The organism is Aquimarina hainanensis, assembly GCF_042684685.1.
Lineage (GTDB): Bacteria > Bacteroidota > Bacteroidia > Flavobacteriales > Flavobacteriaceae > Aquimarina > Aquimarina hainanensis.
This window is the reverse complement of the sequence record NZ_JBHULX010000013.1, coordinates 20,521-33,199: the sequence shown is the minus strand read 5'-3', so window position 1 is coordinate 33,199 and position 12,679 is coordinate 20,521. Positions and strand designations below refer to the sequence as shown.

8 protein-coding genes are annotated in these 12,679 nt (G+C 34.3%); 1 reads left to right on the top strand and 7 read right to left on the bottom strand.

Features of this window, described 5'->3' with window-relative positions; genetic code table 11:
* Positions 1-141: 141 nt before the first annotated feature.
* The 3 genes from ACFSTE_RS08525 to ACFSTE_RS08515 all read right to left on the bottom strand — a co-directional run bounded on the left by ACFSTE_RS08525 (position 142) and on the right by ACFSTE_RS08515 (position 6,116).
* A complete protein-coding gene (locus ACFSTE_RS08525; RefSeq protein ID WP_176027460.1) occupies positions 142-1,689 on the bottom strand; it encodes a cellulase family glycosylhydrolase in 1,548 nt (515 codons plus the stop codon).
* Between the two features lie 63 nt (positions 1,690-1,752).
* Complete coding sequence (locus tag ACFSTE_RS08520; protein ID WP_176027461.1) at positions 1,753-2,994, bottom strand: hypothetical protein; 1,242 nt, start codon at positions 2,992-2,994, stop codon at positions 1,753-1,755.
* Positions 2,994-6,116 (bottom strand): hypothetical protein, encoded by a 3,123-nt coding sequence (locus ACFSTE_RS08515; RefSeq protein ID WP_378258690.1) that lies wholly within the window; start codon positions 6,114-6,116, stop codon positions 2,994-2,996. Before ACFSTE_RS08515 ends, ACFSTE_RS08520 begins: the two co-directional genes overlap by 1 nt.
* A gap of 178 nt (positions 6,117-6,294) precedes the next feature.
* Between ACFSTE_RS08515 and ACFSTE_RS08510 the strand changes: the two genes are divergently transcribed.
* Positions 6,295-7,092, top strand: a complete 798-nt coding sequence (locus ACFSTE_RS08510; protein WP_378258688.1) for a dolichyl-phosphate beta-glucosyltransferase — start codon at positions 6,295-6,297, stop codon at positions 7,090-7,092.
* 84 nt (positions 7,093-7,176) lie between these two features.
* Here ACFSTE_RS08510 and ACFSTE_RS08505 read toward each other — a convergent pair whose 3' ends face one another.
* From ACFSTE_RS08505 to ACFSTE_RS08490, 4 genes are all read right to left on the bottom strand, one after another.
* Complete coding sequence (locus ACFSTE_RS08505; RefSeq protein ID WP_378258686.1) at positions 7,177-8,553, bottom strand: alanine/glycine:cation symporter family protein; 1,377 nt, start codon at positions 8,551-8,553, stop codon at positions 7,177-7,179.
* A 67-nt stretch (positions 8,554-8,620) separates the two neighbouring features.
* Entirely contained in the window at positions 8,621-9,085 is a 465-nt protein-coding gene (locus ACFSTE_RS08500) for an RNA methyltransferase (RefSeq protein WP_176027465.1), read from the bottom strand.
* 171 nt (positions 9,086-9,256) lie between these two features.
* On the bottom strand, positions 9,257-11,002 hold the full coding sequence (locus tag ACFSTE_RS08495; RefSeq protein ID WP_378258684.1) for a S41 family peptidase: 1,746 nt from the start codon (positions 11,000-11,002) through the stop codon (positions 9,257-9,259).
* A 178-nt stretch (positions 11,003-11,180) separates the two neighbouring features.
* Positions 11,181-11,930, bottom strand: coding sequence for a porin family protein (locus tag ACFSTE_RS08490; protein ID WP_378258682.1), 750 nt, complete (start codon positions 11,928-11,930; stop codon positions 11,181-11,183).
* Between the last annotated feature and the right edge of the window lie 749 nt (positions 11,931-12,679).

The window sequence follows — 12,679 nt, the reverse complement described above, 5'->3', positions numbered from 1 at the left end:
AAACATAATATACCCCTTTATCTACATTGCTCAAACACCTGATGATTGCTATAAAAGAAAGGTGTCCTAAAAAGAGTCCTGGCTTAGGACTCTTTTTTAATGCTATAACGAATCGTAATAGTAGCGGCTGATTTTTCTTTTCTATCTGCTTATAAATTGAAAAGCTGGTTTTTTATTTCCTTTTGTATCAATAAAACCAAAGAATTTTTGTTTATGCTTTCTCCAAGGGAGCCTCCCTACAACTGAGGTAGGAATTTTATCAAAGTCATATAACGTCCAGGACATGACATGTACATCTTTCTCTCTGAGAATTTTATGAAAATCCTTATAATATATTGCCTGATCTTCCTGGGTTGCTCCAAATGGATTCCATAACCCTTTACTTGAGGACAGCCCATATTCTTGTAATACTAATGGTTTTGACGTTTTTGTTTGTAGGGTATCATATTGCTGGGAAAATTCTTTAATATCACCATAATAATGAAACGATAGAAAATCTACTTCCTTTTCGAGGATCAAAGAAGATTGCATGTCATACCAACCAATGGTGATCAGATGATTCGGGTCGTAACGTCTTATTTGACGAATCATCTCTCTTAACCACGCTACCACTGCTTCTTTGGTACGACTATCAAAATCCAGGTCGGGTTCATTTTTAATATCCCACGCTAATATCGCTTTATGATCTTTATATGCTCTTACTAATTGTTCTACATGTCTATGGGTTACGGTCCAGTCCAACACTGAATAATCTCCATAAAAATCAAAAAGTGTCACGACTACTTTTATTGCTTTCTTTTCGGCGAGGTCTAGTACCTTTGTTAGTTTCTCTAACTTCTCTATTTTCACTTTTTCTTTTCCAAATTCCTGATACGGCACAAAAATCCGAATCGTATTTAACCCCGCTTCTTTTATAATCTCAAAATCTTTCTCGATTACTTCTACATCGAATGTATCTCCATACATATTCCAGGGAGCATCTTTGGGATAGTAATTAATCCCCTTAACCGTATAAGGATAATTATTCACTAATAATGTATCTCCTTTTACTGCTGCTTTTTTATTGACTTCGATACTATCCTGTATGGTTTCTAATTTATCTTTTACAATATGACGAATCCTCCAGAAACCATCTTCTAACAGCATCACTACTTTATAGGTGGATGTTAATTCTGTATCCATCATAAAATCTTTATTGCGATAGACTCGCTGATATTCTTTCACATCCTTATCTGTAAACACAACCGTCTGCCCATCAGCACTATAAAACTCTAAAAACAAATGATGTTGAAGTGTCGTTGCTTCTATCCGATTCTTCATTTTTTTGTTATAGTTAATATTATTGATCAGATTCTTTCTGGCACTCTTGGTATAATACTGATCAATCCCAGTAGAATCATTTGTCTGATATGAAACATTTCGCACATACCAAGCACTTAAGTAATCATTACTTATATTGGTTAAGGTTTGAGAATCTACTTCGCGTCCAGGATTATCTTGAGCTCTCCAAGAAACTGTAGGCAGGTATACAAAATCTTTTTTCATAGAAATATGTAGCATTGAAGATCGATCTGCACCTGTATTGAGAAAAGAAAATACTTTACTTAGCCCTAATAAGACAATTGCTATCACTGCTGTAAAGCCGATCCCTATTAAAAATATGTATATGGCTCTATTCCATCTTTTCATATGAATACTTCTCTTGCTCCTTATTTCATCTTATAAAAACACCTATTTCGAATATGTTCTGAGCTATAGTTTTTTGTTTTCGAATTCTTTGGTTATTCCTAATGCTTCTACCTCAAATCGGTACATTCCGCTATCGTAAAAATTTTCTTTGAGTAAAAAAGTCACATTTCCTCTAAAAGACTCTTTCACAACAGTCTCTTTAAAAATTCCATCTTTATAAATATGTAATTTTACCAACGTCCCATCTGCTATAAGTTGCTCCATAAAACTCAATAAAGGTCCGACATTAATAGCTCTGTTATTTTGTTGGAATTCTACATCAAAATCATCTAATACAGGCTTATAGTCTAATAAAACAGTATTACTTTCGGCCATTCCGTTAATAAATGCATGCGTCTTCCAGGTATCTTGATGATCCGGGTGTAGCATTTTGGCATTCGCAACCCCGTTCAAAGTACTTCCTGATGTCCGCAAAAAAGCTCCTGAAGTATTTTGAGTAACAAACTCAACCATAGTCCCATCACTGACCACATTTCCATATCGGTCTCTAATCACAGATGTATTAAATTCTGTCACCTGATTCCCATCAGCATAAAAATGCTTCCGATCACTACTAATACTAAAATCTGTAGGATGTGTTGGTGACATATCTATAGAAAATTCTTTAGAATAAAAGGTACTAATTTTTGAAGAAAAAAGCACTCTTCCTGCTTTATTATATGAATACAAATCTTTTCTTCCGTACATATTCTTCATATAAATAACTTCATCTTTTTCAATTCTTTCGAATTGATGTTTGATAGTTACAGGGGTCCCATCAGGTAATGGGTTATCATAAATATCTGATGGAATAATTACAAACGACGACATATCGCTCCCTCCTACAAGAATACTGGTTGGTCCCATATATGCTTCCATATTAATAGGAGATTTTATGTTTGCTTCTATACGCAATTCTCCTTCATAAATAGCATTAGAATCATCTAATAGCTTGTATGTTACTTTTCCTTTTTTATTGACAATAAAGTCTGGCAAAATAAAGCTAACAATAGAAGCTTCTTCTGATTCTAATATTGTACTTCCATACGAATTACTTATGTATAGGTGTGCTATTGACCTCTTACTTAATTTAAAAAACAATTCAATATCTTCTCCTGCAATATATTGTTGTTGTTTAGAAGCATCCTGTTCCTTAAGTACTACTACAGATACTTCTTGTCGGGGTAATTTTATAACACCCGAAAAGCCTACAGCTAATAACACTATAGGCAAGAGAAAAATGATATGTTTCTTTTTAAATTTCATTAAAAAGGGTTCCCCAAATAATTATTGAGTTCTATTTTTATATAACTAAAACCTCTCCCTTCAACCGGGATTAATTGTTTTTCCTGATGTTTTTTCTTTCGACCAGGTACATAATTAATCTGTACTTCTGAGTTACGCCTACCATTTATAAATACATTAGCAATATCAGACGTAAGAATAGTTACTTCTTCCAAGTTCATAAGAGAGTAGGTGAAATATTGTTTTCGTTGTATCCGTATGCTTTCTTCCTGATACTGATGATCTATCCAAATTAGTTCTTTATCCTTTGTATAATAGGATATTAATAATTGAGGAATCGTTGTCTCTCGCAACCCTGCATTAAACAATACTCCACTAACCTTTCCTTCTTTAATTTTCAAATCATTAATAGTTAATCCTTTATAGAGATCTGTAGTTGATATATTTCCTGCACATTGTAGATTGAATTTTTCTGGTCTTTCTTTTAATTGAATGGGAGTAAATTGATGTGGATCAAAAGTTTTAGGTACAGAATCAAGAGCACTCAACCAGGCTATTCCTTCAAAATTAACTTTGAAACTAGTGGTTTCTTTCGGTAATAGTTTATGTTTTATTAAATGTTTAGCGTTATGACTTGCCAATTCTTTATCTTTAGCACTATATAAAGTCCCTTTAACAACCACATCAGCAGGAGTATTATCTATGTTTTGTAATTCTCCAATTATAGAAAACTCATCCCTGTAACGAACTAAGCTTGCTGAAAAAACTTCTAACACAGGCTGTCTTAATACATCCTCATGATAGGTTTGTTCTGAAGAAACTTTCCTCCTTCCATGATTAAAAAACTGAGTTCCATTCTCTGAGAGCAATTGATCTGCAGGGATATCTCGACTATATTCATTCGGTCTAATTACCCATTTTCTTTTATGATACCTCAATTCATGGTGAAATTCTTTATAAATTCGGTCTAATGGAGTTACCCAATGAGTTGCTACCATTGCTTTTGCTGTAGAATCTGTTTGTTCTGTAATCGCGACATTGATCTCATCTAACTTAGCATAAGAACTTAACAGACCATCAGTTATTGATACTTCAAGCATATACTGATCCAATGTTTTTTGTTCTAAAGGATCAAGGTAGGTATACGCTTTTTCGAACTCTTTGAAATCCAACGCATCATAATAAGCTTTCATTACATTCTCCGGACTGATCTGAGAAGCATTTTTTATATAAAAGATATATACTCCCACCCCTACTAATAGTAATATCATCAAACTCCATGTAAGTGTTATCCGTAATAACCATTTTTTAAAATGACCAAATTCTGTGACAAATAACAGGCGATAAATATCTTCTACTACTTTTTCCATTGGTTTTTCATCTTCTTTTTCTGAGGTAGATTTTAAGGTTTCTATCCATTTCAAAACAATATTGATGATAAATGCGATTAAACCAGATAGTACAGGAATCAACCCCCACATCAACTTTTGATATAAGGGGACATCCTCTTTTGGTAAAATACTGGATAATGGTGGAACATTTAATTTCTCCCATACCATAATCCCATTTTCCAGCCTTCGTAATCGTTGCCAGCCACAGAAGTATAATAAAGGATCGTAAAACTTATCATTCGAAAACACATATTTTAGATGATATTTTTCGGGAACGGTAAGAAATTGTTGCAAGGAACCAATTCCTTCGACTCCTTTGAACTTAGAGTTCTCTAGACGTTCTATTGCTCTGGAAGTCAATTCCGGCAATCGTCGAGAAGAATGATAATTCCCATCTACTGTCATTGCATTTGTCTGAGCAGATAACCATGCCATCTGGTCTCCAAACCCTAATGGAAGATACCGCCAATGGTCATGTTGGTCCTGACTCAGAAAATTAAGAATTGGCAACATTTTTATTTTTTGAGGTTGCATTGGTCTAAAATACCCCAAACTCATGGTGAAAATCATCATAAAAACAAATGCCACAGCAAATGCCCCTCCTATTATTTTATAGAAAGCCTGACCAAAACGATCAACAATCGCTCGTTTCAGATCTGATTCTACAAATCGATATACCAATTCCCCAAATATGGGTAATGACATAATTGCTCCCCACAATGTGAATCTATCCAAAGTAAGAATGTTAAATGCATTTTCTCCTAATATTGTTAATGGTATCGGGGTTGTCCCTCCAGTTCCTAGTATAAATAATAAGGTAAGGGATAATCCAAAAAAGAAATATCGTTTACTATAATATCTATAAAATATATAAGGTAATACAAAAAGGAGTACTCCCCAGGGAATGACAAAAAATACAAGTCCGGAAGAAGTTACTTCTAAAAAATTATCCCTTGACCCGTGTGGAATAGGAATCTGGGTAATAGGATTATCCCTTACATTAATCCAATACGGTAAAATACAGAATAATGTGATGAATAAGATTCCTCCTACCAATCCAATGATTCTTTTAAACAATCTAAAGAAAATCCTAAAAAACCGAAGAAATCCGATTCTCCTTCCTTCTCCTACTTCTCCTTGTCCTATATCTGTAATTGCCATTCCTATCAATGGAAAGATAAAAAAGACCAATCCAAAAATAGACGTTACATGATGAGAGGTGATTGTTACTGCTAATAAACTAAACGATGTAAACAAGAATTTTTTATTTCCTGTTGTTACCCACCCATAAATTTCAGGTAGTGTATGCATCAAAATAGCGATTCCTACGATACTGGGTAATTGCCCAAAAATATGCATGGTTTCTAAAAAGGCAGAGGATAAGACTCCTAAAATCGCGGCATAACCGGAAACTCTTTTATTAGAGGTCATCAGATAAGAGAAACGATATATCCCGGTTATAAACAATAGTGTCGCAATAATTGCTACACTAAACAAACCAAACTTTAAACCTCCTATAAAGGAGAACAAAGCAATACTTTGATGTACTAACGGTGGATATCCCAAAACGCTAAAACCAGTATACCATCCATAGTTCCATGGTTCGAACCAGCTATTGGCATAGTGATCTGCAAAATAAATATGAATTAGGGCATCATACGTAAATTCCAGAGTAAAGAAAATACTGGTTCCGTGAAAAAGAATCCCGATCAACAAGGCAACAACTAGATGTTTATTAGTAGATGTAAGCATAAGAGTAGGTCTTTAATTTGGGTATACCTAAAGATACAACAAAGCTTTGATAACCAACAAATTATACATCTACACTAAAAATCATTTCACCGACAGCAAAATACCATTAATCGAATTATTCCATTTTTGGGAGGCAATCAGCGGTAATTTTGAGGTATAAATCTCAAAAAAATACACTATGAAAACCGGAATAATCATACCCTGCTACAATGAAGAAAAAAGATTAAATGTCAGTATCTTCCTTAATTTCATTATGGAAGATAATGAATTTCACTTATGTTTTGTCAATGATGGAAGCAAAGACGATACGATAAGTGTTTTAAAAGAAATTCAGAATTCTAATCCAGAAAAAGTAAGTGTCATTGATATGAAAAAAAATTCTGGAAAAGCTGCTGCTGTACGAGCAGGTGTACGTTATTTAAGTAATAGAGGGGATATCGATTTTATTGGATTTATTGATGCTGATTTATCTACGGACTTTAAAGATTTTAATGATCTGCTAAAAACTCTAAAAACAAATGATAAACTAGCCATGGTATTTGGATCCCGATCTAAAAACGGAACTCAAAAAATAAAAAGAGATACCTTCCGAAGTATTTTTTCTATGATCATACAAACAATGGTCAACTTTATATTGCACTTACCTATTCAGGATTCTCAGTGTGGAGCTAAGGTGTTTAGAACCGAATTAGCCACTGTATTATTCGCTAAAAACTTTTTTAGCAGATGGTTATTCGACATAGAAATGTTCCTGCGTTTAAAAAAATATTACGGAAAAGAAGATGTTATGAATCGTATCTATGAGCAACCTCTAAAAAGATGGGTTCATGTAGATGATTCTAAAATCGGAATTAAAGATGCAATAAAGATTCCATTCAGGTTAGCTTCTATCTGGGTAAATTATAACCTTACAGATCTATTATCTATGGAAATGACATATAACACTGTAGAACCTAGAATCGAAGTATACGCATAAAAAAATATACTCGTTCTACGAACGAATTATTCTAACCAATATAGTCAAATAGGGATTTTAAAGGCTGGAAATTAATTTAAAAAATTAATCTCCAGCCTTTTTTATATGTCTTTCAAAATATGTCTTTGCTCTTTTATTAACCTTATTTGCTAATAATAAACCAGATATAACAGTCGGTATTGCCATCAGTGCAAAAGCACTATCTATCAAATCGATCGCTACTTCTAGTTTTACTACTGCAGCTACTACTATTGACAGGATATAAATATAATTATAGTATTTTCCATATCTCGGTGTTAGTAAAAATCCAAGGCAACTTATTCCGTAATAAGAATATGAGAATAAGGTAGAAAACCCAAAAACCAATACCATTACAAAAACAACTATATTTCCAATATTATAAGGCAATGTTTCATTAAAAGCTGTAAGTGTTACGGTAATTCCATTATCTCCTCCCTGCTGCCAGGCTCCTGTACATAAAATTGCCAGGGCGGTAAGAGTACATACTAACAGGGTATCAATCGCTGGCCCTATCATAGCTACCAAACCTTCTCGTATAGGTTCTTTGGTCTTAGCAGTACCATGCATCATCGGTGCTGTTCCAATTCCTGCTTCATTAGAAAAAGCGGCTCGTTTGACACCTGTTTTTATTAAGCTCCCCAATATCCCTCCTGCCACAGCGTGCCCTGAAAAAGCGTCTGTAAAGATTGATGAAAACATTGCAGGAATCTTTTCTATTTGTATGATTAATACCATGAGAACTGTTATAAAATATAAGATCACCATCAACGGTACCAGTTTACTTGCTACTAAACCGATCCGTTGAATTCCTCCCAAAATCACTACGGACGCTACTATTGCCAGACTTATCCCTATATAAAGTTTAACACTTTCATCCCACCTCATTACATCCACCATTGTCTGTGTCAACTGATTAGCTGTAAAAGCGGGTAGTGTTCCTATCAAACCAGCTAACGCAAATAATATGGCCAGTGGCTTCCATTTTGCACCAAGTCCTTCTGTTATAACATACATAGGGCCACTAAGTACAGTTCCCTGACTTGTTTTGGAACGATACATCACTGCTAATGAGCAGGTATAAAACTTAGTTGCCATCCCCATCAAGGCACTGATCCACATCCAGAAAATAGCCCCTGGACCCCCACTGACAATTGCAATAGCTACTCCACTGATATTCCCCATTCCTACAGTTGCTGCCAGTGCAGATGACAATGCCTGGAAGTGACTTAATTGTCCTGGTGCATCATCCCTGTCATATTTTCCTCCCAAAATCTGTAGGGCGTGTTTGAAATACAAAAAAGGGGTGAAACGAGAATAAATCAGAAAAAAAATCCCTCCTCCGATGAGTAATATAAGTAAAGGCCAATCCCATATCCATTTACTAAATGCTTTGAGATAAGCCGGTATTGAATCTATTGGTGTTAGTCTATTAAAAAGCATTCTATAAATGTAAGAAAAAAGCAAGCGCCTTTAACTCTCTATCTCTTTTCTTCTTTTTTCCAAAATATCATCTGATAAACCGGGGTTTCCCTATACCTCTGTCATAAAGCACAATACTACCCGCTACTGCCACATTCAGGCTATAAGTAGAGGAGAATTGTACCAATCGATGGGATTTTTCAATCGCTTTTTTAGAAAGTCCATGATCCTCTGCCCCTAAAAGATATACACAGCGTTTAGGGTGATGAAATGTTTCCAAAGGTTCTGCACGTTCATCCATTTCCACTCCGACTAACATGGCTCCTTTGGGCAAATGCTTATAAAAATCATCAAAGGTATCATAATGAAAATATGGCATCGCTGCTACTGCATTGTGCGTATCACATGCTTGCTTAGCATAACGGTTACCAATGGTAAAAATAAAGCTGGCTCCCATATTCTGGGCCGAACGCCATAGCACCCCCAGATTCTCCGGAGTTTTTCCATTTTGAATTCCTATTCCAAAAAATTCGTTTTCAAAAGTATCGATCATGCTACAAAAATATAAAAGCCATAGAAACCAATATCCTATAATTTTCTTTTTATATAGCTTCTTAATTTAAAGGTAGACAAACTTCTTTTTATTCTTACAAAAACAAAAAAAAGGGAGCTAAAAACTCCCTTTTTAAATCACTAAGTATATACCTTGAAGGCGTCCCTTATGTTAATTCATTTTAGAGATTTCCAGAAGGGCCGCTTCAAAGACACTATCTTTAATCTCTGGATTTTCTCCTAATCCAAAAATTTCTTCTTCTGTAGGAAGAATATGTATATCTGGCTTGACTCCAATGCCTTCAATTACATTTTTAGATGCATCTCTGGTAGCCATTAAAGGCATGTAAAAATTAATATTTCCTACATCTCCAATATATCCTCCGTTCATCGAATCATTATCTCCCAATCCTGCTGTACCTCCACGAGTATAGTCCCCTACAGAAATCACATGACTTCCTTGTGACTTGATTGCCATGGTAGACATTTCCGGCATACTAATAGAAATTTTGTTTGTTAATATAGCTATCGGGATTTTTTGGGGAATTCCAAAAGGATGTGGAGCAATTGTATTAGCTACCCATGGAGTATAATTAAATCGTCCGTTCCCTTCTTTGGTTCTTTGATAAGAATACACTTTTTCTTCTGTGATAACGCGTTCTACAAATGTCCTAAGATCTAATGCCATTCCTCCTCTATTACCTCTAAAGTCTACAATAAGTTTTTTGATTGTTCCATCTGTTAATTTATTATAGAAGTTCCGGTATAGCTCATATGCACTATTTATTTTTTCTTGCGTTTTAAAAAATGATTGTAATCCATGTAATATAGAAAGTTCTCTATGAAGATTAAACAAACGACTCGCATTGAGCACCTCTCCTAAATTACTGATATCTAACTGATCAATCGCTGGGTTTAATGCTAAGTTTTGTTGAACAAGAATTATTTCCTCTAACATCTCATTAATGGTATCAAACAAGTGTTCAAATTCGATAGCTAGTTCATCTGAAGCTTCCTTCAGAGGAGTTATTTTTTCTGTTTCCTGAAAAATAGCCACCGCTTGTTTATAAGATGTATATTTTTCAGAAGATCGGATCTCTCCTAAAGTTCCTATCCACGTAGCTACAAATCTATCTATGAAATCTGTTGCATAATTCCGTACTTCTTCATTTTTAATGACATCTAATGGAAATAAAGAAACTGTCGGAACTAATGAAGGGGTTAACTCTTTAATTTCGAAAGCACTTCCTATAATCAAATCTCTATTGGTAAGTGAAAAACTACCAAAAGAAAAATAATACACATCCGGGTCAGATTTTAGAAAACCTCCATAGGCAGAAAATGTGACGTTTCCTTTTTCGTCCTTATCTGTGATATTAATATCTCGATCAATCTTAGTTTCCATAACTCTTCTTATTTGACCTCTGCCTACTGCTGTTTTTTCCTGTACCGAATAGTTATATGGAAAGTCCTTATATACGTCCTTATCCGTCATTCCTGTTCGATAAAATGCTTTCAAAGGAAAATTTGATAGGGAAGGGATATTAAATGATATAGAAATGTTCAGGTGGCGATCTATTAACGGATTAATTATCTCATAAAAATAATCTACAGCTAATCGAAGCTCTTGTAAAGCCAACTCCTTATTTGCCTCCTTATCGCCATAGGTAGATAGCTTTGCAAACTTTGGATAATATTCCCGATAAACCTCATCCCAATCTAATCCATTTCTAATTTTTTCTTCATAAAAATAATTATACCGCTTATCCATTACATCCCATAATAACCGAAATGTTTCTGCATAAGATGTCGGTAGTGCTTTTCTAGAAGGCTCTTCTATAACTGTATCATCTTGCGTACAAGAAAACTGTATACTTCCTAAGAAAAGAAAGAGTATACTTATATAATAATTTTTCATCTATTGTTTTATTTATCTATTAGAACTACAACTTGTTGGTTTTCAAAACTTCACCTTTTTTAAGAATAATCATCCTGTTTGAAAATCAGAAACAACAATCCCCTACGCATACAATCTGTCTATGAATATTTTTACTATCGTTATGGATTTTATTCTGAAAAAAGAGTGAGTAGAGTATTTAAAGTTTATAGGACATGCCTATCGATATAACAGAGGTACGGTTATATATAGGATGGTCATTGATATTTGTTTTATAAATATTAGAAAGCCCATGCTTATAGGTATACCCCAAAGAGCATCCCAGGTATTTTGAAAAGTCATATATTACTTTTACCTCTCCTTGTACTCCATAATCAAATCGATTCAATTGATTCTCATTGGTATCAAAATCATATCGTTCCTCTACCGTAGCCCAAGGAAACACCTCTTCCTTTACCACATCATCAAACTCTAACCCTGCAAACGACTGATATCTTCCTTTTCTTTTTAGATCTAACCAATGTCCTAGATATCCTCCTGCTGCTACAGAAAGTTTCCAGCCTTTTTCCTTATATGGATTGATCAGATAAGCTCCCAACATTATTGGAAAATTAAGATATGTCGTATTATAATCTGTAAATACTCCTTCATAAGGACCTGAACGCTTAAATTCAAAGTCTTTCTGCAATAATGAAATCCCGGCAGTGATAATCAACGGATCCTCAAACCTATATGCTACTGATGCATTGACAAAATACCCTTCTTTTCCTATATACCGAGAATGAATTAGGTTAGATAGGTTTTGCCGGACACTATTCATAGATAGCCCCCCCGACACCTCAACTCTAAGCATTGTTTGATCCTGTTTTGCTTTTATTTGTACTTCCTGGGCTCCCAGATGGAATACCATTAGGAAGCAGGCTATACAGCCATACAATTTTATATTCATAAATTACGTTTTAAATTTTTAAGTCACCAATTATGATCATCACTACAATAAGTGCATACTTATGTACTCCGTACTGTTTTGTACCGATACACAACAATCAAAGAAGCGGGTTTATAAAAATATTTTTATAAGTACTCCCTTTATAAAAAAATGATTTGCTTAATAAAGAATCAGACCTTTTGATTGTCTGTTTATGCAATTATTGATGACTTGTTTTTGGATAAGAATTAAGATGATCATACTATCGTTTTAGTTTTGGTGAGCAGCAAATGTATCTTCTGGTATTGGCAATAACACCCAATACCTTGTTAAAACCCCCTAAAAATAGCGTTAAACCCATTGTTTGCGCAACATTAAAACCTTATTTATTTTATGGTTTTTACATACATTTTAAATGATTAAGTCTTTTAAAAAATAAATACACAATTGATTACCCCGTCCAAAACACTATTTCTCCTTTTAATAGGCAAACATCTCATATTTTTACTATAAATAATACTACTTTATGTCTCAGAAGTTAACATCTCATTACTATTCGATTTAACTTTTAGTCGCTATTCTATAGCTCTTGGATACTCGAAGTGCCCCCTGAGAGCCGAATGCAGTCTTCAAAATACAAGCACTATTTTTTCAATTACGATCAAGAAGAAAGAACGTATATCTTTTACCTTCTTTTTCTGTTTAAGCAAATTAGCTATCCACTTAAAAACCAAGAGAGCCTGTACATAATGTACAGGCTCTCTTGGATA

Coding starts and splice junctions, on each gene's coding strand:
- ACFSTE_RS08525 (WP_176027460.1), bottom strand. CDS start 1,689: ATGAAAAGATGGAATAGAGCCATATACATATTTTTAATAGGGATCGGC.
- ACFSTE_RS08520 (WP_176027461.1), bottom strand. CDS start 2,994: ATGAAATTTAAAAAGAAACATATCATTTTTCTCTTGCCTATAGTGTTA.
- ACFSTE_RS08515 (WP_378258690.1), bottom strand. CDS start 6,116: ATGCTTACATCTACTAATAAACATCTAGTTGTTGCCTTGTTGATCGGG.
- ACFSTE_RS08510 (WP_378258688.1), top strand. CDS start 6,295: ATGAAAACCGGAATAATCATACCCTGCTACAATGAAGAAAAAAGATTA.
- ACFSTE_RS08505 (WP_378258686.1), bottom strand. CDS start 8,553: ATGCTTTTTAATAGACTAACACCAATAGATTCAATACCGGCTTATCTC.
- ACFSTE_RS08500 (WP_176027465.1), bottom strand. CDS start 9,085: ATGATCGATACTTTTGAAAACGAATTTTTTGGAATAGGAATTCAAAAT.
- ACFSTE_RS08495 (WP_378258684.1), bottom strand. CDS start 11,002: ATGAAAAATTATTATATAAGTATACTCTTTCTTTTCTTAGGAAGTATA.
- ACFSTE_RS08490 (WP_378258682.1), bottom strand. CDS start 11,930: ATGAATATAAAATTGTATGGCTGTATAGCCTGCTTCCTAATGGTATTC.